Source organism: Cryobacterium sp. PH31-AA6, assembly GCF_030063195.1.
Taxonomy (GTDB): Bacteria; Actinomycetota; Actinomycetes; order Actinomycetales; family Microbacteriaceae; genus Cryobacterium.
Genome location: NZ_JASISS010000021.1, coordinates 39,457 through 61,591, shown reverse-complemented (window position 1 = coordinate 61,591; position 22,135 = coordinate 39,457). Strand labels below are relative to the sequence as shown.

Here is a 22,135-nt window from a genome sequence, read left to right as displayed (position 1 = left end):
GGACCCGGCCCGGCAGTCCGCCCGGGGCTGCTCCGCGGGGGTGAGGCCCCGATTGCCGTCGGCAATCGGGGCATCACCCGCGCAGGCCCTGAGAGCTTTCACAGCAAGGGGCGATTGCGGCCGTGATTGCGGCCGGGACATCGTGGGCACATGTAGGCTCTGCCCTGTCTTCGGAGCGGGGAACGCCTCTCGCGCCCTTCCCCTCACCCCTCCGGGGGCCTCGCCCGAAAGGTGAACGCGGTGGTTCACACAAGCATTCCGAGCCCGTCGATCAGCTATTTCGACCTCGGCCCGCTGCGCATCCACTTCTATGCGCTCTGCATCCTGACCGGCATCGTCATCGCGGTCTGGCTGTCGTCGACGCGACTGAGCTCACGTGGCGGCACACCGGGAATGGTCCTGGACATCGCGATGTGGACCGTGCCGATCGGCATCGTCGGCGGGCGTTTGTACCATGTCGTGACGCATCCGACCGACTACTTCTTCCCTGGCGCTGACCTGTGGAAGGTGCTCTTCGTCTGGGAGGGCGGCCTGGCGATCTTCGGCTCGATCCTCTTCGGCAGCATCGGGGCGTACATCGGATGCCGCCGGGCCGGCATCCGTTTCCTCTCCTTCGCCGACGCTCTCGCGCCCGGTCTCCTCCTCGCCCAGGCGTTCGGCCGCTTCGGCAACTACTTCAACCACGAGCTCTACGGCGGCCCGACAACGCTCCCCTGGGGGCTCGAGATCGAATCGACCAACGCCGCCTTCCCGGCGGGCCTGCCCGCCGGCACCCTGTTCCAGCCGCTGTTCCTCTACGAGATGATCTGGAACACTCTCGGCGTGTTGCTGCTCCTCTTCGTGCTCGAGCGCCGGTTTGACCTCCGCTGGGGCAAGGCGCTGGGCTTCTACCTGGTCTGGTACGGCGCCGGCCGGGCGTTCCTCGAGTCGCTGCGACTCGACCCGACGGAGTTCCTCCTCCTCGGGCTCAAGATCAACACCGACACCGCACTGCTGGCCGCCGTGGCCGGAATCGTGCTCATCATCGTCCAGACACGACGCCATCCAGGACCGGAAACGTCGATATACCTCAGACCGCAGGAATCCGTCGTCGCGTCTGCGCCGCCGGCGGACTCCTGAGCGCACTCAGACCGCCGCCGAGCTGAGAAGCGTGCGCACCTCGGCCAGGGTCGGGACGCGGCCGGAGACGACGACCTTGTCGTTGATGACCAGGGCGGGGGTGCTCATCACGCCGTAGCCGGCGATCGCGGCATAGTCTTCAACCTTTTCGATGGTGGCGTCCAGGCCGAGTTGCCTGACCGCGGTGGTGGCGGCCTTGGTGAGGTTGACGCAATTGCGGCAGCCGGGGCCGAGGATCTTGATGTTCATGGTGTGCTTCCTTTCGGGTTCGATCACGCCAGGATGGCGTTGAAGAGGTAGCCGACGGCGATGATGCCAAGGCCGGTGGTCGCGATGAAGATCGCGAGGAGCTGGGGCCTCAGCACCCGACGGAGCAGAATCATTTCGGGCAGGGACAGGGCGACAACGGCCATCATGAACGCGAGCAGAGTCCCCATCGGAAGCCCCTTGTCGAAGAGCGCGACGACCAGCGGCATGACGCCGGCGGCGTTGGAGTAGAGCGGAACGCCGATCAGCACGGCGATCAGCACGCCGAACGGGTTGTCGGCGCCGGCGTAGGTGGCGAAGAAGTCGGTGGGGGCCCAGCCGTGGATGAGGGCGCCGAGACCGATCCCGACGAGGAGGTAGATCCAAATCTTCGCGAGGAGCGTCTTGACCTCTTCGACGCCCATCTGCATCCGTTGCCCGAAGGTCAGACCGAGGGACGGGTCGATGACCTGACCGCCGAGCCTCACATCGAAGACGAAGGGTTCCACCCAGCGCTCGACATGCAACCGGCCCAGGATCCAGCCGGCACCGATCGCTATCGTCAGGCCGGAGACGACGTAGAGGGCGGTGATCTGCCAACCGAAGAGGGTGAGCAGGAGGCCGATGGCGATCTCGTTGACAAGAGGGCTGGCGATGAGGAAGCTCATCGTGACGCCGATCGGCACGCCCGCGGCGACGAAGCCGATGAAGGCGGGCACGGCGCTGCAGGAGCAGAACGGGGTGATCACGCCGAGCCCGGCGGCCAGGATGTTGCCGACGCCTTCGCGTTTGCCGCCGAGGAATGCTCTGGTGCGCTCGACGCTCATGAAGGAGCGGAGCACGGTCGAGGCGAAGATGATGATGACCAGCAGGAGCAGGATCTTCAGCGAGTCATAGAGAAAGAAGTGAATGGTCTCGGTGATTCGGCTCGTCGGGTCGAGGCCGAAGCCGGTGAAGAGCACGGCGTCCCAGAGCCATTCGTTGACCCAATAAGCCAGAGCCCAGAGGCCGACCCCCGCGCCCAGAACCCCGACCCTCCCCTTGGCGGTGGTCGGTATCCGCTCGGCGATGCTCACGACTGCTCCTTGATCGGGAATCATTGGCTGCCCGGGAACCGGGCCGAGGAACAAGGTTATTCGATGTTCATCTAATTATCAGTATGACCACCTCTTTGATATCTGTCAAGAAGGTGGGACGATGGTCCCATGCCCAAGTCCCTCCCTCTCCTCGACGACGTGTCACCGATTTGCTGCGACCCGCTGGGGAAGAGCGCCACCCTCGAACTCCCGGACGCCCTGGCACTCGCGGTGCGCCTCAAGGCCCTGGCCGACCCCGTGCGACTCCAGCTTCTCGCCTACCTGATCGCGCAGCCCATGCAGGAGGCCTGCACCTGCGACCTGGCCCCCGTCGTGAAGCTCTCCGAGCCCACCGTCAGCCACCACCTCAAGAAACTCGAGGCCAGTGGCATCCTCACCAAGGAGCGACGCGGGATGAGCGTGCACTACCGAGTCGTGCCCGAGGCCATCCATGCCATCGCCCGCACCCTGGACACCGGGATTGGCCTGTAGCGAGACTTCGCCGCAGTCGAGGAGAGACCTAGAACAGGGTGTCGCCGATGTAGCCCTCCGGCTTGCATCCCGGCGGGATCGCAAACACGGCGGATCCTATCGGCGTGGTCCACTGGTTCAGCAGGTCGAGGGTGTCGAGGCGCTGCTGGATGGGCACGTACTGGCGGTCCACATCGGCCTGGTACGAGACGAAAAGGAGCCCGGAGTTCGAGATCCCCTCCCCGGTGGGGGCATCGTCGTAGTTGTAACCCCGCCGGACGATTCGCTCCGCACGGTTCTCCGACCGGGCACGTCGCAGGTGGGAGTACTCGGGGATGACCGGAAACCCGAGCGGTGTCGTTGCCGTGAAATCAGGTTCGTCCCGTTCGTTCGTGCCGGTCAGCGGCGCCCCGTTGACGAGGGTTCGTCCCATGGCCGACTCTCGACCGGACCGGTCCAGCCCGTCCCACTTGTCGAGGTCCATGCTGACCCGGCGGAGCACGTAGCCCGTGCCGCCGACCAGCCAGTCGGGATTCTCGCCGGTCGCCCAGACGAGTTGCTCGAAGTCCTCGGTGCCGGGGACCGCGTTGACGGTGCCGTCGACCTGGCCGAACAGGTTGCGCATGGTCGTTCCCGGCTTCTCGGAACCCGGCGCTCGCCGGAACCCCGTCTGCACCCAGTGCAGGGTGGCAAAGGACCGGAGGTCCTTGAGGAGCATCCGGGTCGCGTGCGCGATGGTGACGGGGTCGTCGGCGGCGACCTGCACCAACAGGTCGCCCCCGGTCCACGCGGGGTCGAGCCGGTCGATGCCGAAGGCCGGCAGCGGCCGCAGCCAGACGGGCGCCTCCCCCGCCGCGCGCGCCACCAGGCCGGGACCGAAGCCGAAGGTGACGGTTAGGCGCGCGGGCGTGACGGCCAGTTCGGGCTCGGTGTCGGCCAGGGCGCCCTCGCCCTGGGTGAGGCGGGCCGCGTCACCGGTCAGAATCCGCATCATCCGTTTGAGCGCCGCCCGGTCGACGGTGTCGCGCAGGTTCAGCGCAAGGAACGTGGCGTGCCCCTGGGGCGTGGTGTCGATGCCCGCCTGATGAATGCCGAAGTAGGGCACGGTTTCCGTGCCGTTGAGTGGTGTGGCAACCGGGGCTCCGGAGGGTGCCGCGCCGGCCTCTCCGGCGAGATCAATGCCGATGGCACCGGCCGCGCCGATGCCGGCGGCGGCACCGCCCAGAAGGAGGTGCCGCCTGCTCAGTCCGCCTGCCGTCGGGGGCTCCTGGCCGGCGGTCATTACTCCTCCGCGCCCGTCTTCATGTCACCCGGGTACGTTTCGTTGGCGCCGGAGAAGTCCTTGGCCGCCGCGGTGAAATCGACGGTGGAGCCGTCGGAGAGAGTCAGCGTGACGGTGACCTCGTCACCGGCCTTGATCGGCCCCGTCAGCGCCATCAACATGATGTGGTTGCCGCCGGGGGCGAGCTCGAGGGAGCCGTCGGCGGGAACGACGAAGCCGTTCTCCTTCCGCTGCATCACCATCTCCCCCGTGTCGTTGACAACGGTCTCATGCAACTCCAGCATGCCGGCCGCCGGGGATTCGGCCGACACAACGATGACGTCGGTCCTGCCCGAGTTCTCGAGGACACCGAAGGCGGCGGACATTCCGGTGTCAGCTGCCTTCACCCAGGAGTCCGTGACGCTCAGGGCGTCCGCTGCCGGGGCGGTGGTGGCGGTGTCGTCCGGGCCGGAGCCCGCTCCGGCGCAGCCGGTGAGGGCGAGCAGCAGCGCGGCGGCGCTGACGGCGAGCCGACCGGCGATTGTGGTGGTGGTCTTCATCTGGAGTACTCCTTGGTTGCGACATGATGTTCGTGGGGGTCCGGCGGTACCGGTCCAGCGGTGCCGGTCTTGCCGGTCTTGCCGGTCTTGCCGGTCTTGCCGGTCTTGCCGGTCTTGCCGGTCTTGCCGGTCTTGCCGGTCTTGCCGGTCTTGCCGGTCTTGCCGGTCTTGCCGGTCTTGCCGAGGTTCAGGGTCGGCGGAGGCCCGTCCGTTTCCGGACGAGAAGCGCGACGAGCGTGAAGACCGCGATTCCGATCAGGGCCCCGATCAGCCCCACGACAAGGATCGGGATTCCGTCGTCCGCGGTGGTGGCGGCGCCCGGGGTGGCCGCGGACTCGGCGGCGGGATCCGCGGTCGCCGTGGGCGGGATGGAGTCCGCCGACGCGAGCACCCCGACCGAGAACGCGAAAGCCCCGGAAACCGGATGCCCGTCGGCCGAGACGACCCTCCAGCGCACCTGGTAGGCGCCGTCGGGCTGCCCGGGTTTGAGAGTCTGGGTGGCCTCTGTCCCGTCGAGCCGCACTGTTCCGTCCGCCCAGTCCGTGCCCCCGCTGTCGACCACAACGACGATGGCGCCGACACTGAGCACCTCCTCGGTGAATTGCAGGCTGATCTCCGTCGGCGCGGTTGAGACGTTCTGCCCGTCCGCGGGGGTTGTGGACAGGATCTGGTCGTGGGCGTTCGCCGGCACCGTGGAACTCACGACGACGGCAAACGCCATGGCGACGGAAGCGAGAGCGCCACCTGCCCAACGGGATCGCGGGCGGGGTCGTTTGGTCTCAGACATGGTTCAGCCTCCGGGGTCAGGGGTGCGAGCCGGGTCGCACGCGGTCATGCGGGGTCGGAGCGTCAGCGACGCGGGCCGATCGGGTATTCGACGGGGTCCGCCAGGTCGACAAACGTCATGGTCGACGAAAACGAGTGCCGGAACCGAGATTTGTCAGAAGGCGATTCGGCCGGCCGGCGGCCCACGGCGGGTCAGGCACGACCGCAATACCCAGAACGGAGACGGCACAAACGCATCCGCGGCCACCAGCGGGGCCCGGACGGCGGGACCGAAGATCGGAGCGAGGTCACCGCTCCAGCGAAGCACCGCGGCGAGGCCGGAGGCCGTCAGGTCGACGAGTAGCCAGAACGCTCTTTCACCGCGATGAACGGCGACGATCGTCAGAACCGCGGCAACGCCGTGGGCGGCCCACATCCAGACGTCCACACCCGAAGACCCGGCCAGGGACATCCCCATCGAGTCGGCCCCGGCCATAGTTCCGGCTGAGACCGTCACCGGGCCGTGATGACCGGACGAGGTCAGAATCGGAGACGCGGCACCGCCGACCAGTCCGAACAACGCGTGCAAGACGACCTGGCTGAAGCCCACGGAGACCGACGACCGCCACAGGGAGAGGGTTTTTCCCGCCAACGCGACACAGACCATGCCGGAGAAGGCCAGGGCGAGGGCCAGACTCACCGGCCCCGGCGCCGCGCCACCGGCCACGACGTGGGAGAGGGCCGCGACGAACACGGCGAAAGACGCCGTGAGCCAGCCCCGGACGAACCTCCCCCACCGTGACGACATGTGATCTCCCGAAGCACTTTTCTTCTCCACTTGGAGAAAAGCTTTCTCTGATCAGCCTAGCGAGTAGAGCGCGCCGGGGCTATGAGCGCGGCGAGCTCGGGAAGAGCGGGCGACAGGTTGTGCACACCTCTCCGTCTTCACCCTCCGTCGCGGAAGGATCCCGCTTGGCCACGGCACGGTGCTCGCCGGCCAGCCGTTCGAGCAGAGCCCAGGCGAGCAGGGCGATCGCGGCGACCGCGACGACCGGGCGAACCAATCCGTCCAGCAGCGGCACAGCCGTGCGCAGATCCGTCGACAGGTAGAGCGAGATCACACCGAGAACCGGCCAGCGCAGATCGCACAGGGTCGCGGCAGCGCCGATCGGGGCATCGAAGTAGCCGGCGACGATCAGACCGATCAGCACGGCGCCCGTCACGACGACGAGATAGCCCCACCACGTTCCCGCCAGCGTGACCGATCCTCCGAGGTAACCGACGGTGCCCGCTCCGACCACCAGCGCCATGACGACCGCGACGGCGACGCCGGCCGCGATCATCCGTCGTCTGGCGGGCCAGGCTCGCAGTTCGGTGAGGGTGCCGGCAATGTTCATAGCGTGACTGATTCCTTGGTCGGTTCGACCACGTTGAGGGCGCAGGAACTTTCCCGGGTGAGGCGCGCGTGCAACGCCCAGCCGAGCAGCAGGATGGACGCCCCGGCGAGGTACGGCTGCACCGGTTCAAAGAACTGCAGCGCCCCACTGGCGCCAAGCGCAAGGAGCACGATCTTGTTGCAGACCGGGCAGCCGACGGCGAAGAAGGTGATCATCCAGCCGGCCAGGCCGAGACGACCCTCCGAGCGGCTGGGCGCCGCGCCCTCGGGGTAGGCGACATAGGTCGCGAACACGAGACCGGCGAGAATCGAGCTCACGGCAAGCGCGGGCCAGGACCAGGTCGTCGGGGCGATCTCGCGGGCGAAGAACGGTGTGTCGATGAGATCGGTGGGAATCGCGATCACCAGGTAGGTGCCGACCGCGGTGGTCAGGGCGATCCACCACCGGCGAGCTGGCCAGCGGCGCAAAGCCCCGCCCGCGATCACGACGGAGCCTGCCAGCCGTGAGACCGGCGACCGTCCGGAGACTGCTGCGGTCGTTCGTTCACTCTGCATCACTGGCCTCTTCACAGGTAGGAGGTGAAACCGGAAAAAGATTTGATACCCACAGGGGTATTTTTATACCGTACGGGGTATTCTGTTGAGGGTCAACCTCGACGGGACTCCCCCCGTCGAAGCCTCACGACCAGGACGGGAGCACACGAAATGGGATCGTCACCAGACTCTAAGCCGCGCCTCGCGACAGCCTCGATCTCCCCGCTCGACGAGCCGACCGCCACCGCGGCCGCGTCGACGAAACCCGACGATCTCCGCAAGACCGTCAACCGTCTCAAGCGCGCGCAGGGACAGCTGGCCGCGGTGATCGCCGCGGTCGAATCCGGAGCGGACTGCCGGGCCGTCGTCACGCAGCTCGCGGCGGTCTCCAGCGCGATCGACCGTGCGGGCTTCACGATCATCTCCACCGCCATGAAGGAATGCCTCACCGGCACCGGCACGGACAGCACCAAAAAGCCCCTGCGGGTGGAGGAACTCGAGAAGCTGTTCCTCGCCCTTTCCTAGGCGGGTCGCCCGCACGGGCGGAGCAGGACCTGGCTGAGGCGATCAGCCGACCAGCGCCTGCACGGCCACATAAACCGCGACGCCGAGTACCAGTACCGCGAAGCCGCGCTTGAGCACGGTGTCCGAGAGACCTCGTCCGAGCCGGCCCGCCACCAGGGACGCAACCATGGCCGACGCGGCGAAGGCGCCTGTGACGGCCCAGTCGATCTGCACGTCGCCGAGGTGAGCGGTGAATCCGGCGACGGAATTGATGACGATGATGACCAGGGACGTCCCGACCGTCACGCCCATCGGCAGGCCGAGGACCAGGGTGAGGGCCGGCACGATCAGGAATCCCCCACCGACGCCGAGCAGCCCGGTGAGAAAACCGACCACGGCGCCCGTGGCCAAAGCCCGGGGCAGACAGCTGCGCCAGTTGACGCCCCCACCGGGGAGAGCGCAGGGACCGCCCTTCGATCGGGTCGGCAGGAACATCCGTACGCCAGCGATGACCATGATCAGGGCGAAGGCTCCGAGCAGCACACGCGGGTCGAGCAGCCGGTTCACCATGGTGCCCAGGTAGGCCGTGGCCACGCCGGCGCCGCCGACGATGAGGGCGAGTCGCCAATTCACCCCGCGGCGGAGTCGGGGAAGCACCGCAACGGCTGAGGCGGCTCCCACCACGATCAGGGAGGTCGGGATCGCCTCGGACAGCGGCAGGCCGACGCCATAGACGAGGGCGGGGACAGCGAGAATCGACCCACCCCCGCCGACCAGGCCCAGCAACGCCCCGACGATCAGGCCCAGGACGAGGGCCGTGACGATCACGGAAGCTGGGGCAGAACCATGGGGAGCCCCTCCGCGGCCCACTCGAGCATGCCGCCCCTCATCGTCTGGGCGTCGAAGCCGGCCTCGGCCAGGTGGTCTGCGGCGGCGGCGCTGCGACGCCCGCTGCGGCAGACCACGATGACGGGCCGGGCCGAGTCCAGGACCGCGTGACTGGCCGGGATCTGGCCGAGGGGGATGTGAATGGCACCGGGGATCATTCCGTCGACAAGCTCCTCGAGCTCTCGAACGTCAACGATCTGGGCCTCGTTCCGTCGGGTGGATACCTGCTGGGTGGTGAGTTCCATTATGGATGCCTTTCTGGGGAGGGGACGGTGCGGAAATGCCACCAGAGGACTGCGGAGAGCCAGGCCAGCGCGAAGAGGCCGATCAGGATCGCTCCCAGGGAGTTGAGATCGAGCGCCGCGACGACGGTGGAGACTCCCCCGCCGACGCCGAGGTCGGTGAGCATGGACATCAGGCCCATTCCGCCGACGAAGAAGGCGACGAACACGGACACTCCGGTCACGATGAGGTTGTAGTACACCTTCCGCACCGGGTCGGTGGAGGCCCACCGGTAGACGTGGTTCATCAGGATGCCGTCGGCGCTGTCGAATAGTGCCATCCCGGCCATGAAGACGATGGGCAGCACCATTGCCGCGTACCAGGGCAGGTTCGGCGTGAGCACCCCGGCGAAGACGAACAGGCTGATCGACGCGGCCGTGTCCAGGCCGAGTCCGAAGAGCACGCCGATCGGGAACATCTTCCAGGGCGCGTCCACGAGTCGGGACATCGGCCGGAGGAGCCGGTTGATCAGGCCTCGGTTGGCCAGGTGCCCGTCCAGTTCACTCTGCACGAACCGGCCGGCGCGGATGTCGCGGAGCACCCGTCGCAGACCCGTGAGGGAGGAGAGATTGAGCGCCCCCATCAGGATGAGGAAGAGCCCCGAGATGGCGGCGCCCCAGACCCCGGCGATCTGGCGGAGGGCCGACCCCTCATCCGCGAGACCGCCCGCGAACGCGTTGATGCCGACGACCAGCATGACGACGGAGACCAGTACCACCGCGGAGTGGCCCAGGGCGAACCAGAACCCCACGGATACCGGCCGGCGACCGGTGGCGATCAGCCGACGGGTGGTGTTGTCGATGGCAACGATGTGGTCGGCGTCGAAGGCATGCCGAACGCCCAGAAGGTAGGCACTGACGGCCAGGCCGAGCAGCACGGCGGGGTTGCCGCCCGACCGGGCCAGGCCCGGCAGGACGAAGACGAACAGCGCCCCCCAGCCGATCAGATGGAGTGCGCCCACGGCCACACCCATGCCGAGAAGACTGCGCTTCTCGGCCGGGTGAATGGCGGCTCGGAGCACCGTCACGGGTTAGACGGTTTGCTCGGCCATCGGCACGCCGGCCGATTCGGCATCACCGAAGGCTGCGTCGACGTGCACGACGTCCCGGCCGGCGCGCTGCAGGAGGCTGGCGGCGACCCCGGCACGGTACCCGGATCCGCAGTGGACCCAGACGGTTCCCGCCGGGATCTCGTCCATCCGGGAAAGGAGCTCGTGCAGGGGCACGTTGACCGCGTCGAGCAGGTGCGAGTCGGCGAATTCGTCGGTGCGTCGCGTGTCCAGGAGAACATCGTTCGCCGCCCGGTCGCGCACGAGTTCCGGCCAACCCACGCGGGGGTAGGCGGCGACGGGGGCATCCGGGGCCAGGGCGTGCGGCTCGGTGCCGATGGCGGCATCAGGCGAGTCGATGCCGATCCGGGAGAGGTCACGGATTGCATCCTCGACGTCGGCGTGAGCGCCGACCAGGGTGAGCTTCTCGTTCCAGGGCAGCACCCAGCCCAGATAGGTGGTGAAGTTGGACCCGTTGCCGTATTCGAAGCTCACCGCACCCTGCAGGTGGTTGCTGGAGAAGGCGATCCGGTTGCGGAGATCCACGACCCATTCACCGTCGGCGAGCCTGCGGGTCAGTTCGGCGCCGTCCAGGGATTCGGGCACCTCGAGGTTCGCCGGACCGGGACCCTGGGTGTTGGCCGGCGCCATGTGCGCGTAGTACGACGGGTACGCGGTGAGGTTGGCGATCAGGTCGGCGACGAAGTGTTCCTCATCGGCGTCGGTGAGGGCGTGGTTCGCGGTGAGCTGCTCACCGATGGTGGATGAACCGGCTCCGGTGGCGGGGCCGCTGGAGCAGAACGAACCAAAACCGTGGGTGGGGAAAAGCTCGGCGTCGTGCTCGGCTTCGTGCACGAGTCTGCGCACCGACGCGTACTGGTCGTGGGTGAGTCCGACCGTGTCCGTGGCGGCGACCAGGTCGGTGCGGCCCACGGATCCAAACAGCAGGCTGCCACCGGAGAATACGGCCTCCGTGGTGCCGTCGCTGACGATGTACGAGACGTGGGTGTGCGTGTGCCCCGGGGTGGCTACGACGGTGACGCTGAAGTTTCCGATCTGGATGACCTGGCCGTCGGTGACCGGCTCTCGTTCGAACGTCACGGGGTCGGCGGCGTTGACCAGGTACTTCGCACCGTGCGCCCTGGCCAGCTCGTAGCCACCGGTCACGTAGTCATTGTGCAGGTGGGTCTCCGCGACGTGGGTGATCGCGACACCCGCTTCGCGGGCGGCGTTGTCGACTCGGTCGGTGTCGCGCTGCGGGTCGATGACCAGTGCGACGGCGCCGTCATGCACCAGGTAGCTGCGGTCTCCCAATTGCGGGGTTTCGATAACGATAACGTCCATGGTTCGAATTCCTCCAGGTCTCAATGCGGCTCGGTTCTGCCCTTCACGATACCCCTAGGGGTATACGGAAGCAAGTCGGGACAACTCTTCGCTCACCCGCAGCCGCGCTCTGCGCGATACCCCAATGGGTATTTGCAACTATACCCCATAGGGTATATTCTGGGCGTATGGCTACCATTGACATCACCGAAAAGACGTTTGACGAGACCATCACCGCCAACAGCATCGTGCTCGTGGATTTCTGGGCCGAATGGTGCGGACCCTGCCGCATGTTCGCGCCGACCTTCACTGCGGCATCGGAGAAGCACCCGGAGATCGTCTTCGCCAAGGTCGACACCGAGGCCGAACAGGGACTGTCCGCTGCGGCGGGCATCCGTTCGATTCCCACCCTGATGGCGTTCCGGGACAAGATCCTCGTCTTCTCCCAGCCCGGTGCGCTCAACGCATCGTCCCTGGACGAGGTGATCACCGCCGTGCAGAGCCTGGACATGGAGGCCGTGCGCGCCAGCGTCGCTGCCCAGCAGCCCTCCGCCTGACCCGGCGGCCGTGACGGGCGCACCGTGACCCTCCCGATCATCCCCACGCCCCGCGCTGGCGACGTGCCCCGGCCGATCACACTCGGCCTGAGGCAGAACCTCGCCCAGTTTCTGCTACTCGTCGCCGTCAACGCGTTCGTCGGCGGCACGCTCGGCCAGGAGCGCACGGTGCTGCCGCTCCTGGCCGACCAGGTCTTCCACCTGGACCTCTACACGAGCGCCCTGACCTTCATCGTCGCCTTCGGCCTGGCCAAGGCGGGCACCAACTATTTCGCGGGGACCCTCTCCGACCGCTACGGTCGCAAACCCGTGCTGATCGCCGGCTGGCTGATCGCGATTCCCGTGCCGCTGTTGCTGATCTTCGGTCCCTCCTGGGGTTGGATCGTGGCGGCCAACGTCGTACTCGGGATCAGCCAGGGCCTGACCTGGTCCACCACGGTGATGATGAAAATGGACCTCGTCGGTCCGGAACGCCGCGGACTCGCGATGGGCTTCAACGAGGCCGCCGGATACCTCGGTGTCGCCGGCGCGGCACTGGCCACCGGGTTCATTGCCGCATCCTCCGGGCTTCGACCCGGCCCGTTCCTGCTCGGCGCCGCCTTCATCGCCCTGGGCCTCGGGCTCTCGGTCCTCTTCGTGCGAGAGACGCACCACCACGCGAAGGTCGAGGCCGCCGGCCACCTCGTCGTGCACGCCAACGCCGGCTCCGCTCTCAGCAACCGTCAGGTATTCACCCTCACAAGTTTCCGGGACCGATCGCTGTCCTCGGTGAGTCAGGCCGGCCTGGTGAATAATCTGGGTGACGGACTGGCCTGGGGATTGTTCCCGATCCTTTTCGCGGCGGCCGGCCTCAGTATTGAACGAATCGGCATCCTGGCCGCCGTCTACCCCGCGGTTTGGGGAGCCGGCCAGCTCATCACCGGCGCCTTGTCCGACCGAATCGGACGAAAATGGCTGATCGCCGTTGGAATGATCGTGCAGGCCATTGCCCTGGTCCTGGTCGGCGCCGGCCACGACTTCGGTACCTGGCTGGTCGCCGCCGCGCTGCTCGGGGCCGGGACAGCGATGGTCTACCCGACCCTGCTGGCCGCCATCGCCGACGTCGCCCACCCCGCATGGCGCGCTCGGTCCGTGGGCATCTACCGCCTGTGGCGTGACGGCGGGTTCGCCATCGGGGCCGTGCTCTCCGGACTACTCGCCGACGCGTTCGGCATTCCCCACGCGATCATGGTCGTGGCCGCACTCACGGCAGCGTCCGGCGTCGTGGTCGCCGTGCGCATGCGCGGGACCGACTACGTTAGGAATCAACCGGCGAATTGAACGGGAGCGACATGATTCGGACCAACCGCGTCGGTGTCGATCCGGTCGCGCACGTCGCCGAGCCCGCTCGGCGTTTCCTCTGGCGCCAGCGCCGGGCCGACGCACTGGAAGGCCTGAGCTGGTTCTCCTTCGCCGTGGTACTGGCTCTCTTCCTGGCCGACGGTGGCTGGACCTACTTCACGAACATTCGCGATCTCGCGACCGGAACCGGCATCGTGGCCGGGCTGATCGGTAGCAACCTCTTGTTGGTCATGCTCCTGCTCGCCGCGCGGCTGCCGGTCGTCGATCGGGCGATCGGCTACGACCGGGCCCTCGCAGCACACCGACGACTCGGCAAGCCGGTGCTGTACCTGATTCTCGCCCACCTGATGCTGCTGCTCATCGGCTACGGCCTGGCCCTGGGACGTGACCCCGTTGCCCAGGCCATCGCCATGATCACGACCATGCCGGATCTGCCGCAGGCGTTCATCGCCCTCGCCATTCTCGTGCTGGTTGTGCTGACCTCCCTCGTGATCGTGCGGCACAAGCTTCCCTACCTGGGCTGGTACGGCGTACACCTGCTCACCTATGCGGCGGTGCTGCTCGCGCTCCCCCACCAGTTCGGACAGGGGGAACTGTTCGCCGTCGGCACCTGGGCGCGCTGGTACTGGCTGACCCTGTACGTTGGCACGCTAGCCGCCGTCCTGGGGTACCGTTTTCTGATCCCGCTCGCCCGCAATCTGCGGCACCAGCTTCGCGTGGCTGAGGTGCGCGCCGAGGCGCCCGGCGTCGTGTCCGTCGTGATGACGGGCCATCACCTGGACAAGTTGGCCGCGCACGGCGGACAGTTCTTCGGCTGGCGGTTCTGGTCGCCCGGACTGCACCTTGAAGCGCACCCATATTCACTTTCTGAGGCTCCGAACGGCCAGAGCCTCCGGATCACGGTGCGCCAGCTGGGCGACGGCAGTCACCGCCTCCTCAGCGTACGGCCAGGAGCCCGCGTGTTCTTCGAGGGACCGTACGGCCTGTTCACAGCCGCCGCTCGCACGACCGGGCATACGGTGCTGATCGGCGCGGGCATCGGAATCACCCCGATCAGAGCCCTCCTGGAAGACATCGACACACCGTCGGGGGGCCTGACCGTGATTCTCCGCGGCGACGACGAGGAGCATCTGTACCTGAGGCGGGAGGTCGAGGAGATCTGCGGCCGCATCGGTGCCCGTCTCGAGGTGCTGGTGGGCTTGCCGCCCCACCAAGGACGCACCTGGTTGCCCTCGGCCGAGTTCGCCGCGGGCCAGACAATTTCGACCCTCGCGCCCGACATCCCCGATGTCGATCTCTTCATCTGCGGCCCGAAGCCCTGGGCGGAACTCGTGGTGCGCGATGCGCGCGCGGCCGGCGTTCCCAGACACCGCATTCATGCCGAACGGTTCGACTGGTGATGAGACGCTCGAGCACCGCAATCGTCGGGGTGGGCTCCGCCGCCGTTCTGGTCGCGGGCTGGTTGGCGGGCTCGGCCCGGTTCACCACTGACCTGCCCGTCGCCCCGGCGACGCAGCTCCCGATCGCAGAAAAGACGCCACCGCCAACGGATGCCGGAACGAGTCCCCTGCCGACCCCCACGGAGGCGGCACCGGTTGTCGTGGCCTTCAACGGTCCGGTAATCGAAACCAAGTACGGTTCCGTGCAGGTGCAGGTCGTTCTCACGGACGGCGCCATCACGGACGCCATCGCCCTCACCCTCACCGATTCGAGCGAGACCTCGGTGGAAGTCAGCGCGAGGGCGGCTCCCATCCTGCGCGAGGAGGTGCTGGCCGCACAATCTGCCGGCGTGAGCAACGTCACCGGTGCCACCTATACGACCCAGGCCTATCTCAGCTCGGTTCAGTCTGCGCTCGATGCCGCGGGATTCATGGGGTAGACGAGTCACCGATGAGCGTGAACACCTTCGAGAGCATGGGCACCGTGATCAGCATTCGTCTGGCACCGGATGTCGACACCGAGGCGCCGGACGCCGCCCGCGCCATCGCCCCCGCGCACGCGCTCGCCGACATTCGCCGGGTTTTCGATGACCTGGACCGCCGATTCAGCCTCTACGACCCGGCTTCGGAACTCTCCCTGATCGCCGACGGCTCCCTACCCCTTTCCGGTTCGAGCCCGGAAATGCGCGGCGCCTACGCGGATGCCCTGGGCTGGCGCGAACGCACGAACGGGGCTTTCACACCCCACCGTCCCGACGGCGTTCTCGATCTCTCCGGCCTGGTCAAGTCCGTCGCGATAGAACGGGCGGGCCGAGTACTCGAGCGTCACGGACACCGGGTCTTCTCCATCAACGCCGGCGGGGACATCCTCACCGGGGGCGTGCCCCGTGAAAGTGCCTGGATCACCGGGATCACCGATGCGGGCGATCGGACCGGACTGCTGACCCAGGTGACCCTCTCGCCCGGATGGCCTGCCGTGGCCACGTCGGGTTCGGCCGAACGCGGCAACCACATCTGGCTGCGACCGGACACCGACCGTTCCTTCCGACAGGCCACCGTCATCGCCGAGAGCATCGTGACCGCGGATGTCCTGGCCACGGCGATCATCGCGGGCGGGCAGACGACTCTGGACCACGTCACCGACCGATTCCCCGTCGCCGTGCTCGTGCAACTCGCCGGCGGCGCCCTGCTGGCCAACCCGGCATTCCGCGCGCTCATCGTCCGGCGACCGGACGGCCGGCAGAGCCTTGACCTCACGACCGAACCATCACATGATGACGCCGCACCATCGCCGGTGCCAGAAAGTCCGGAAAGGCCAGCCTGATGAACAGCAGCACCCCATTTGTGATCGTCGTCGGCGTCGACGGCTCAGCACAATCACAGGCAGCCCTGAAGTGGGCCATCACGGAGGCGCAGCTGCGCCAGGCGCAGATCCGGTTGGTCACGGCCTGGTCCTACCCACCGATGGCGTCGGCGGTGGCCGACGGAGTCTTCGATGATGCCTTCCGGAAGGCCTCCGCACGAACCCTGGCCGAGGCCGTCGACGCCGTCACCGACGCCGGCGTCGACGTCACCGGGAACGTGGTCGAAAACACGCCGGCGGCCGCACTCCTGGATGCCGCGAACGATGCGGACCTGTTGGTCGTGGGATCGCGAGGCCACGGCGGCTTCACCGGCCTGCTCCTCGGATCGGTGTCCACCCACCTCGCGCACCATGCCCCCTGCCCGGTGCTGATCGTGCGCCCCGGCCGTTCCTAAACCGCAGAAGCGGCGCTGCCCGTGGCGGGCAACCGGATGGTGATCGTTGTGCCCTCACCCGGTGCCGACGTCGCCTCGATGGTTCCGCCGTGGCTGCTCACGATTTCGCGCACCAGGGCCAGGCCGATCCCCGACCCGCTGACCTGCTGCGCCGCGCGGCCCCGCCACAGCCGGTCGAAGATGTGCGGGAGCTCATCCGGCGGGATGCCCGGACCGGTATCCACCACCCGCAGCACCGCATGGCCGTGCTCGACCGAGACCGTCAGGGTCACCCCATCCCCCGGTCGGCAATAGCGGGCGGCATTCGCCAGCAGGTTGCCGATGGCCTGGTGCAGGCGGTCGGCATCCGCCCGCACGAACGCCGGCCCACTCGGCTCGACGGTCACCGTCAACTCCGCCGCCCGCAGCTGCGGCTCCCGGAGCCCGGATTCGTCACGAATGATCTGCGCCAGGTCCACGACGGCCAGGTGCATGGACAGCCCCGCGGTCTCCACGGCCGACAGCTCGGCGAGGTCGGCCACCACTCGCCCCAGGCGGAGCGACTGGTCGTGCAGGCCGGCGAGGCCTTCCGGCGTCGGCTGCACCAGTCCATCGCGCAGTTCCTCCAACCCGGCCTGCAACGCCGCCAGCGGCGTTCGCAGTTCGTGGGCCACGTCGGCCGTCAGGTTGCGCCGATCACGATCGGACCGCACCACAGCATCCGCCATGCCGTTGAAGGCGACGGCCAATTCACCGAGTTCACCCGGGCCCGGGCCGGTGGCGCGCGACTCTCGGTCGCCGGCGGTGAACGACCGTGCCGCGTTGGTCATCGCGCGGATCGGCCGGACGAGCAGCCGGGTCACCAGCCAGCTCGCACCGAGCGCCATGATGAGCGCGGCCGCGGCGGCGGCGGCGATCCACGACCAGGCGATGTCGACCACTCGGGTTGCGGCCATGGCGCCGAAGTTCAACCGGACCGTGCCGACCTGACTTTCGCCGCTGAGCACCGGCGCGGTGACGAGGTTCTGGCCCATCCCGGACCCCTGGCCCATTCCCGGGCCGTTGGGGCTTCCGCCGGCGGAACCGCTTCTCTGCACCGTCGTGCCGCCCACGTCCAGAACGGTGAGTCTGGCCGACGCGGCGTCGGCGATCGCGATGGCCCGGCTCAGATCGGCGTTGTCCCAACCACCGTCCTGCCGGTAGGCGTCTGCGGCGGCCGCAGCGGCAGACGCAGCGATCTGCTCGCGGTCGGCCTGCTGGGCAACCTGCACTCCCCGATCGACACCGATCAGGGCGGCCCCGGTGAGCACGAGCACCGACGACACGGCAACCAGCACGAAGGCGAGCAGGAGCCTTCGCCCGAGCGGACCCAGTCCCAGCCGGATGCGGGTCATGGCGTGGCGTCCTGGCGAAGCCCGAGGCGGTAGCCGACGCCGAGAACGGTCTCGACCACGTCGGCCCCCGAGGCACCAAGCTTGCGCCGGAGATTCTTGATGTGCGAGTCGATTGTGCGCTCGTAGCCCGCGTACTCGTAGCCGCGAACCCGGTTGACCAGTTCGTAGCGCGAATACACTCGCCCGGGCGCGGCAGCGACTGCGGCGAGAAGTCCCCACTCGGTGGGGGTCAGGTCGAGCAGAGTGCCATCCAACCAGGCCTTGTGGGAGCCCTCGTCGATGCGGAGCCGCCTGTTGCCGTAGGTGACCGGGCCGGCCTCGCCGGGCAGACCGCTGTAGCGGTGAAGCACCGCCTGCACCCGGAGCACCACTTCGGCGGGACTGAATGGCTTGGTCACGTAGTCGTCGGCACCAAGCTCGAGCCCGTGAATGCGATCTTCCGTGGTGCTCCGGGCGGTCAGGACGATCACCGGCAGGTTCCCCAGGCCGTGGATCTCCCGCAGGATGTCCGTGCCGTCGATGTCCGGAAGACCGAGGTCGAGGATCACCAGGTCTGCCGAGGCCAGCAGACGGAGCGCCTCGGCGCCCGACGCGGTCGTGAGCACGGAAAACGCGGCGCGTTCCAGATAACGGCGCAGCACGTCCCGAATGTCGCGTTCATCCTCGACCACCAGCACTGTCGGCATGACTTCACCCTATTCCGTCGGGCCATCCGTTGAACCTCCGGCGGATGACGCGGCCACGCATCTCCATGCAATCTCCACACGCCCAGCAGATCTCCTGCACGCCGGGGAGGGATCTTATAGGTAGCAACAACCACAAGCCACCGAAGGAGCACATCATGCGCAAGAGAATCATTGTCACCACGGCGATCGCCAGCGGCGTCGTCATCACCGCTCTCATCGCCACGCCGAGCATTGCCGCCATGAACAGGGGCGGAGATGGCCAGGGCGCCGGAGAATCCGTGCAGAACAGCCAGTCGTACGGCCACTCGGAAGAGATGCCCGGCGGCATGCACCGCGGAATGGGCGACCGGGTCGCCGACGGCACTCACTCCGGAATGGGCGACGGCATCGCCGACGGCACCGGCACCGGAAACGGCCCCGGCATGCGCGGCGAAGGGAAAGCCGGCCAGGGAATGGGCACCGGCCTCACCGATGTCGCCAGCGGCACCGTGACGGACGAGCAGAAGGCCACCCTCACCGCGATGGCCGCGGAGGAGACGCTGGCCCACGACCTGTACGTCGCCTTCGCCGAGAAGTACGAGGACTCCACGGTCTTCAGCCGGATCGCCCGGTCGGAGACGAAGCACCTCGAGGCCGTTCGCACGCTCCTTGAGCGCTACGACATCACCGACCCGACCGTCGGACTGGAAGCGGGAACGTTCCCGACCGATGCCACCCAGAAGCTCTACGACACACTGCTCGCCCAGGGCTCGGTCAGCCTGGACGGCGCGATGGAAGCGGCCCGCACCGTCGAGAAGACGGACATCGCCGACCTGACCGCAGCCGCGGAGGGTGTCACCGCTCCTGACCTGCTCAAGGTCTACGAGAACCTGCTCAACGCCTCGCAGCACCACCTGACCGCGTTCGGCGGCTAGGACCATCAACACCAGGGAGGGGCGTCCACGACAGTGGGCGCCCCTCCCTCGTGTCCGCGATCCGGGTCGCGATCTCCCGTTCTGGCTACGGGGTCGTCACGATGGCGAGGCCCGTCGAACCGGCTGCCGCCGACATGGCACCGGCATCCGTCACCTGCGTGTAGCCCAGTTCGGCCAGCCGTGCGGCGGCGGCGGCCGAGCGATTACCGGACTGGCAGTAGACGACGTAGGCGCCGTCCTTGGGCAGGGCGCCGATCTGGCTGTCGAAGTCGGGCGACTGCACGTCGACGTTTATCGCTCCCTCGAGGTGCCCGGCCGCGTACTCCCCCGGGGTGCGCACGTCGATCACGACGGAGCCTGCCGGCAGTTCCGCCGGAGCCGCGGATGAACACGCGGTCAAGCCGAAGAGGGCGGTGAGGACAAGGGCCAGGGTTGTGATCACTGTTTTCATTCCCCCATGTTATACCCCCGAGGGTATAAAAGGACCTTGGTCCCTATACCCCCTGAGGTATCGGAGTATGGTCGGATAAACAGCGCAGATGCTGGGAGCGAGAGGTCTGACATGGCACGAGTCGTCATTCTGGGTGCCGGAGTCTCCGGCCATACCGCGGCGCTGTACCTCAAGCGGCGCCTGGGCCGGAAGCACGAGGTCGTCGTGGTGTCGCCGGGCTCGAACTGGAACTGGATTCCGTCGAATATCTGGGTCGGCGTCGGCCGAATGAACCCCGCGAAGGTGGTCTTCCCGCTCGCCCCGATCTATCGGCGCAAGAAAGTCGATTTCCGTCAGGCCAGGGCCGTCGCCCTCCGCCCTGAGGGTGACGCCGATAATCCCCGGGCTGGCGTTGATGTGGTCTACACCGACCCGAAGCGAGCCGGGCAGACCGAACGCATCCGCTACGACTACCTGATCAACGCCACCGGCCCCAAACTCAATTTCGCGGCGACACCAGGGCTCGGCCCGGACACCGGCCACACCGTCTCGGTGTGCACCCCCAGTCACGCAGTGGAAGCCGCCAGTCATCTGGCCACCGTCATCGAGACGCTGAAGGCGGGCACGCCACAGACCCTGGTGATCGGCGTTGGCCACGGCACCTGCACCTGCGAGGGCGCAGCATTCGAGTACGCCTTCAACGTCGAACATGAGCTCCGCACGGCGGGGGTCAGGGACCTGGCCGAGGTCATCTACCTCACCAACGAGCATGAACTGGGTGACTTCGGTGTCGGCGGAATGACGTTCAGCCAGGGTGACCGCCGGATCACGAGCGAGGCCTGGCTTGAGTCCCTCTTCCGCGAACGCAAAATGAAGGCGATCACCCAGGCAGCCGTGACCGAGATCGAACCCGGGCTGATCCACTACCGGCAGATCGACGGCAGCGCGAACACCCAGCCGTTCGATTTCGCGATGCTCCTGCCGCCGTTCCGGGGCGTCGGCCTCGAGGTCTTCGACCGAAACGGAGCCGAGATCACCGACGCGGTCTTCGCCCCCAGCGGCTTCATGCGAGTCGACGCGAACTACGAGGCCAAGCCCTTCGAACAGTGGACGGCGGACGACTGGCCGAAAACCTACCAGAACCCGAGCTACCGGAACGTGTTCGGCATCGGGATCGCGTTCGCTCCGCCGCATGCGATTTCTCGGCCGTACGCCACCCCGGACGGGATAGCCATTGCGCCGGCTCCCCCACGCACCGGCATGCCATCCGGGGCAATGGGGAAGGTCGTGGCGATGACCATTTCCGACATGATCCTCAGCGGCGCGACCTTGCCGACCCACACCGGGTCGATGGGAGAAATGGCGGCAGCCTGCATCGCCTCCACGGGCACGGGAATGCTCTCCGGCACCGCGGCGGCCATGTCGATGTCACCGATCGTGCCCGACTACTCCCGATACCCGGACACGCTCGGCCGGGACCCGAAGGAAACCACCGGGGACATCGGTCTCGCGGCGCACTGGGTCAAGAGACTGCTGCACACGATGTTCATCTACAAGGCCAGGGCCTACCCGCTCTGGTACCTCATCCCCGAATAACCCGCGAACGACCACCCGCTCCAACGGAGAACAGCATGGATGACGCCCAGCGTCGAATCGATACGGCACCGCTTCCGGGCGCGCAGGAACTCCGCCGACGCAGCAACCCGGTCGGGCAGTTCCTGCGCTTCCTGCGCCTGAACTGGACGATGTACCGGCTCGCCAACCACCGCCACTAGCTACGGATACCCGGCGATCAGACGCTCGACGGCGTCCACCCCACCGGCGAGGTAGCCGGCCCAGCCGACCCCGGAACGACCGGGGCCATCGGCCTGGGCCGTCCACCGGTCACGGAGGTCGCGCAACACCTCCCGGGCGGCCGCATCATCCGGGGGTGTGTCACCCTCGGGCTTGACCGCGTCCGGCACCGGCGGGAGCCGTCGGAGGGCGCGGCGCGCCTGGGCGAGGGCCGCGGCCTCTCCCTCGTAGTACTTCACCGCCGGAACCGGCCCGGGTCCCCGGGACAAAGAACAGAGCGACTGGCCGCCGGTGGCGGCGGCCAGTCGCTCGAGCGCCTCGTTCTCACGAGCCGCAATGTCTGCGGTGAGCGCCTCCCGGCGGCCCACTA

At 67.7% G+C, this 22,135-nt stretch carries 28 protein-coding genes; 12 read left to right on the top strand and 16 right to left on the bottom strand.

Annotated features, from left to right (window positions below):
* Positions 1–240 precede the first annotated feature (240 nt).
* The gene (lgt, locus tag QMG61_RS13475) at positions 241–1,119 is read left to right on the top strand and encodes a prolipoprotein diacylglyceryl transferase (protein ID WP_283494840.1); all 879 of its coding nucleotides are present in this window, start codon (positions 241–243) and stop codon (positions 1,117–1,119) included.
* Between the two features lie 6 nt (positions 1,120–1,125).
* Here the strand turns inward: lgt and QMG61_RS13470 are convergent, their stop codons facing one another.
* Complete coding sequence (locus QMG61_RS13470; protein ID WP_283494839.1) at positions 1,126–1,368, bottom strand: thioredoxin family protein; 243 nt, start codon at positions 1,366–1,368, stop codon at positions 1,126–1,128.
* Positions 1,369–1,391: 23 nt separating this feature from the next.
* A complete protein-coding gene (locus QMG61_RS13465; RefSeq protein ID WP_283494838.1) occupies positions 1,392–2,441 on the bottom strand; it encodes a permease in 1,050 nt (349 codons plus the stop codon).
* Between the two features lie 129 nt (positions 2,442–2,570).
* Here QMG61_RS13465 and QMG61_RS13460 point away from each other — a divergent pair, with 129 nt between their 5' ends.
* Complete coding sequence (locus QMG61_RS13460; protein WP_283494837.1) at positions 2,571–2,933, top strand: metalloregulator ArsR/SmtB family transcription factor; 363 nt, start codon at positions 2,571–2,573, stop codon at positions 2,931–2,933.
* A gap of 28 nt (positions 2,934–2,961) precedes the next feature.
* Here QMG61_RS13460 and QMG61_RS13455 read toward each other — a convergent pair whose 3' ends face one another.
* From QMG61_RS13455 to QMG61_RS13430, 6 genes are all read right to left on the bottom strand, one after another.
* Positions 2,962–4,194, bottom strand: a complete 1,233-nt coding sequence (locus QMG61_RS13455; RefSeq protein WP_283494836.1) for a Dyp-type peroxidase — start codon at positions 4,192–4,194, stop codon at positions 2,962–2,964.
* Positions 4,194–4,733 carry a copper chaperone PCu(A)C gene (locus QMG61_RS13450; protein ID WP_283494835.1) on the bottom strand — a complete coding sequence of 180 codons (540 nt, stop codon included), beginning with the start codon at positions 4,731–4,733 and terminating at the stop codon, positions 4,194–4,196. The genes QMG61_RS13455 and QMG61_RS13450 overlap by 1 nt, the downstream gene beginning before the upstream one ends.
* Before the next feature lie 187 nt (positions 4,734–4,920).
* Positions 4,921–5,520, bottom strand: a complete 600-nt coding sequence (locus QMG61_RS13445; protein ID WP_283494834.1) for a copper resistance CopC family protein — start codon at positions 5,518–5,520, stop codon at positions 4,921–4,923.
* Positions 5,521–5,673: 153 nt separating this feature from the next.
* Entirely contained in the window at positions 5,674–6,306 is a 633-nt protein-coding gene (locus QMG61_RS13440; protein ID WP_283494833.1) for a hypothetical protein, read from the bottom strand.
* Positions 6,307–6,385: 79 nt separating this feature from the next.
* Positions 6,386–6,895 carry a hypothetical protein gene (locus QMG61_RS13435; protein WP_283494832.1) on the bottom strand — a complete coding sequence of 170 codons (510 nt, stop codon included), beginning with the start codon at positions 6,893–6,895 and terminating at the stop codon, positions 6,386–6,388.
* Positions 6,892–7,449, bottom strand: coding sequence for a hypothetical protein (locus QMG61_RS13430; protein WP_283494831.1), 558 nt, complete (start codon positions 7,447–7,449; stop codon positions 6,892–6,894). Before QMG61_RS13430 ends, QMG61_RS13435 begins: the two co-directional genes overlap by 4 nt.
* A 150-nt stretch (positions 7,450–7,599) precedes the next feature.
* On the opposite strand from QMG61_RS13430, the gene QMG61_RS13425 reads away from it, so the two are divergent.
* Positions 7,600–7,953, top strand: coding sequence for a metal-sensitive transcriptional regulator (locus tag QMG61_RS13425; RefSeq protein ID WP_502847042.1), 354 nt, complete (start codon positions 7,600–7,602; stop codon positions 7,951–7,953).
* A gap of 42 nt (positions 7,954–7,995) precedes the next feature.
* On the opposite strand, the gene QMG61_RS13420 is transcribed toward QMG61_RS13425, so the two are convergent.
* The 4 genes from QMG61_RS13420 to QMG61_RS13405 are packed head-to-tail and all read right to left on the bottom strand — an operon-like array spanning position 7,996 to position 11,494.
* The gene (locus QMG61_RS13420) at positions 7,996–8,760 is read right to left on the bottom strand and encodes a sulfite exporter TauE/SafE family protein (RefSeq protein ID WP_349358486.1); all 765 of its coding nucleotides are present in this window, start codon (positions 8,758–8,760) and stop codon (positions 7,996–7,998) included.
* Entirely contained in the window at positions 8,757–9,068 is a 312-nt protein-coding gene (locus QMG61_RS13415) for a rhodanese-like domain-containing protein (RefSeq protein ID WP_502847043.1), read from the bottom strand. The genes QMG61_RS13420 and QMG61_RS13415 overlap by 4 nt, the downstream gene beginning before the upstream one ends.
* On the bottom strand, positions 9,065–10,129 hold the full coding sequence (locus QMG61_RS13410; RefSeq protein ID WP_283494829.1) for a HoxN/HupN/NixA family nickel/cobalt transporter: 1,065 nt from the start codon (positions 10,127–10,129) through the stop codon (positions 9,065–9,067). Before QMG61_RS13410 ends, QMG61_RS13415 begins: the two co-directional genes overlap by 4 nt.
* 3 nt (positions 10,130–10,132) lie before the next feature.
* A complete protein-coding gene (locus QMG61_RS13405) occupies positions 10,133–11,494 on the bottom strand; it encodes an MBL fold metallo-hydrolase (RefSeq protein WP_283494828.1) in 1,362 nt (453 codons plus the stop codon).
* Between the two features lie 167 nt (positions 11,495–11,661).
* Between QMG61_RS13405 and trxA the strand changes: the two genes are divergently transcribed.
* The 6 genes from trxA to QMG61_RS13375 are packed head-to-tail and all read left to right on the top strand — an operon-like array spanning position 11,662 to position 16,568.
* Positions 11,662–12,030, top strand: a complete 369-nt coding sequence (gene trxA / locus QMG61_RS13400) for a thioredoxin (RefSeq protein WP_283494827.1) — start codon at positions 11,662–11,664, stop codon at positions 12,028–12,030.
* 24 nt (positions 12,031–12,054) lie between these two features.
* Positions 12,055–13,350, top strand: a complete 1,296-nt coding sequence (locus QMG61_RS13395; RefSeq protein ID WP_283494826.1) for an MFS transporter — start codon at positions 12,055–12,057, stop codon at positions 13,348–13,350.
* Between the two features lie 11 nt (positions 13,351–13,361).
* On the top strand, positions 13,362–14,771 hold the full coding sequence (locus QMG61_RS13390; RefSeq protein WP_283494825.1) for a ferredoxin reductase family protein: 1,410 nt from the start codon (positions 13,362–13,364) through the stop codon (positions 14,769–14,771).
* A complete protein-coding gene (locus tag QMG61_RS13385) occupies positions 14,771–15,250 on the top strand; it encodes an FMN-binding protein (RefSeq protein ID WP_283494824.1) in 480 nt (159 codons plus the stop codon). Before QMG61_RS13390 ends, QMG61_RS13385 begins: the two co-directional genes overlap by 1 nt.
* An 11-nt stretch (positions 15,251–15,261) precedes the next feature.
* Positions 15,262–16,134, top strand: coding sequence for an FAD:protein FMN transferase (locus QMG61_RS13380; protein WP_283494823.1), 873 nt, complete (start codon positions 15,262–15,264; stop codon positions 16,132–16,134).
* The gene (locus tag QMG61_RS13375) at positions 16,134–16,568 is read left to right on the top strand and encodes a universal stress protein (RefSeq protein WP_283494822.1); all 435 of its coding nucleotides are present in this window, start codon (positions 16,134–16,136) and stop codon (positions 16,566–16,568) included. The genes QMG61_RS13380 and QMG61_RS13375 overlap by 1 nt, the downstream gene beginning before the upstream one ends.
* Here the strand turns inward: QMG61_RS13375 and QMG61_RS13370 are convergent.
* Entirely contained in the window at positions 16,565–17,941 is a 1,377-nt protein-coding gene (locus QMG61_RS13370; protein ID WP_283494821.1) for a HAMP domain-containing sensor histidine kinase, read from the bottom strand. The two genes, QMG61_RS13375 and QMG61_RS13370, sit on opposite strands and share 4 nt — an antisense overlap.
* On the bottom strand, positions 17,938–18,627 hold the full coding sequence (locus tag QMG61_RS13365; RefSeq protein WP_283494820.1) for a response regulator transcription factor: 690 nt from the start codon (positions 18,625–18,627) through the stop codon (positions 17,938–17,940). Before QMG61_RS13365 ends, QMG61_RS13370 begins: the two co-directional genes overlap by 4 nt.
* A gap of 155 nt (positions 18,628–18,782) precedes the next feature.
* Between QMG61_RS13365 and QMG61_RS13360 the strand changes: the two genes are divergently transcribed.
* Complete coding sequence (locus QMG61_RS13360; RefSeq protein WP_283494819.1) at positions 18,783–19,541, top strand: ferritin-like domain-containing protein; 759 nt, start codon at positions 18,783–18,785, stop codon at positions 19,539–19,541.
* 85 nt (positions 19,542–19,626) lie between these two features.
* Here QMG61_RS13360 and QMG61_RS13355 read toward each other — a convergent pair whose 3' ends face one another.
* Positions 19,627–19,992: a rhodanese-like domain-containing protein gene (locus tag QMG61_RS13355; protein ID WP_283494818.1), complete on the bottom strand. Its 366-nt coding sequence runs from the start codon at positions 19,990–19,992 to the stop codon at positions 19,627–19,629.
* A 111-nt stretch (positions 19,993–20,103) separates the two neighbouring features.
* Here QMG61_RS13355 and QMG61_RS13350 point away from each other — a divergent pair, with 111 nt between their 5' ends.
* Complete coding sequence (locus QMG61_RS13350) at positions 20,104–21,567, top strand: NAD(P)/FAD-dependent oxidoreductase (protein WP_283494817.1); 1,464 nt, start codon at positions 20,104–20,106, stop codon at positions 21,565–21,567.
* Between the two features lie 35 nt (positions 21,568–21,602).
* Entirely contained in the window at positions 21,603–21,746 is a 144-nt protein-coding gene (locus QMG61_RS13345; RefSeq protein WP_283494816.1) for a hypothetical protein, read from the top strand.
* Here the strand turns inward: QMG61_RS13345 and QMG61_RS13340 are convergent, their stop codons facing one another.
* The gene (locus QMG61_RS13340; RefSeq protein WP_283494815.1) at positions 21,747–22,133 is read right to left on the bottom strand and encodes a hypothetical protein; all 387 of its coding nucleotides are present in this window, start codon (positions 22,131–22,133) and stop codon (positions 21,747–21,749) included. It lies immediately after the preceding gene.
* Between the last annotated feature and the right edge of the window lie 2 nt (positions 22,134–22,135).

Bases quoted from the DNA above. Each gene is read 5' to 3' on its own strand.
- QMG61_RS13445 (WP_283494834.1), bottom strand. From the start codon at position 5,520: ATGTCTGAGACCAAACGACCCCGCCCGCGATCCCGTTGGGCAGGTGGC.
- QMG61_RS13385 (WP_283494824.1), top strand. From the start codon at position 14,771: ATGAGACGCTCGAGCACCGCAATCGTCGGGGTGGGCTCCGCCGCCGTT.
- QMG61_RS13380 (WP_283494823.1), top strand. From the start codon at position 15,262: ATGAGCGTGAACACCTTCGAGAGCATGGGCACCGTGATCAGCATTCGT.
- QMG61_RS13375 (WP_283494822.1), top strand. From the start codon at position 16,134: ATGAACAGCAGCACCCCATTTGTGATCGTCGTCGGCGTCGACGGCTCA.
- QMG61_RS13450 (WP_283494835.1), bottom strand. From the start codon at position 4,733: ATGAAGACCACCACCACAATCGCCGGTCGGCTCGCCGTCAGCGCCGCC.
- QMG61_RS13425 (WP_502847042.1), top strand. From the start codon at position 7,600: ATGGGATCGTCACCAGACTCTAAGCCGCGCCTCGCGACAGCCTCGATC.
- QMG61_RS13470 (WP_283494839.1), bottom strand. From the start codon at position 1,368: ATGAACATCAAGATCCTCGGCCCCGGCTGCCGCAATTGCGTCAACCTC.
- QMG61_RS13405 (WP_283494828.1), bottom strand. From the start codon at position 11,494: ATGGACGTTATCGTTATCGAAACCCCGCAATTGGGAGACCGCAGCTAC.
- QMG61_RS13365 (WP_283494820.1), bottom strand. From the start codon at position 18,627: ATGCCGACAGTGCTGGTGGTCGAGGATGAACGCGACATTCGGGACGTG.
- QMG61_RS13435 (WP_283494832.1), bottom strand. From the start codon at position 6,895: ATGAACATTGCCGGCACCCTCACCGAACTGCGAGCCTGGCCCGCCAGA.
- QMG61_RS13430 (WP_283494831.1), bottom strand. From the start codon at position 7,449: ATGCAGAGTGAACGAACGACCGCAGCAGTCTCCGGACGGTCGCCGGTC.
- QMG61_RS13350 (WP_283494817.1), top strand. From the start codon at position 20,104: ATGGCACGAGTCGTCATTCTGGGTGCCGGAGTCTCCGGCCATACCGCG.
- QMG61_RS13455 (WP_283494836.1), bottom strand. From the start codon at position 4,194: ATGACCGCCGGCCAGGAGCCCCCGACGGCAGGCGGACTGAGCAGGCGG.
- QMG61_RS13370 (WP_283494821.1), bottom strand. From the start codon at position 17,941: ATGACCCGCATCCGGCTGGGACTGGGTCCGCTCGGGCGAAGGCTCCTG.
- QMG61_RS13390 (WP_283494825.1), top strand. From the start codon at position 13,362: ATGATTCGGACCAACCGCGTCGGTGTCGATCCGGTCGCGCACGTCGCC.
- QMG61_RS13440 (WP_283494833.1), bottom strand. From the start codon at position 6,306: ATGTCGTCACGGTGGGGGAGGTTCGTCCGGGGCTGGCTCACGGCGTCT.
- QMG61_RS13460 (WP_283494837.1), top strand. From the start codon at position 2,571: ATGCCCAAGTCCCTCCCTCTCCTCGACGACGTGTCACCGATTTGCTGC.
- QMG61_RS13355 (WP_283494818.1), bottom strand. From the start codon at position 19,992: ATGAAAACAGTGATCACAACCCTGGCCCTTGTCCTCACCGCCCTCTTC.
- QMG61_RS13360 (WP_283494819.1), top strand. From the start codon at position 18,783: ATGCGCAAGAGAATCATTGTCACCACGGCGATCGCCAGCGGCGTCGTC.
- trxA (WP_283494827.1), top strand. From the start codon at position 11,662: ATGGCTACCATTGACATCACCGAAAAGACGTTTGACGAGACCATCACC.
- QMG61_RS13345 (WP_283494816.1), top strand. From the start codon at position 21,603: ATGGATGACGCCCAGCGTCGAATCGATACGGCACCGCTTCCGGGCGCG.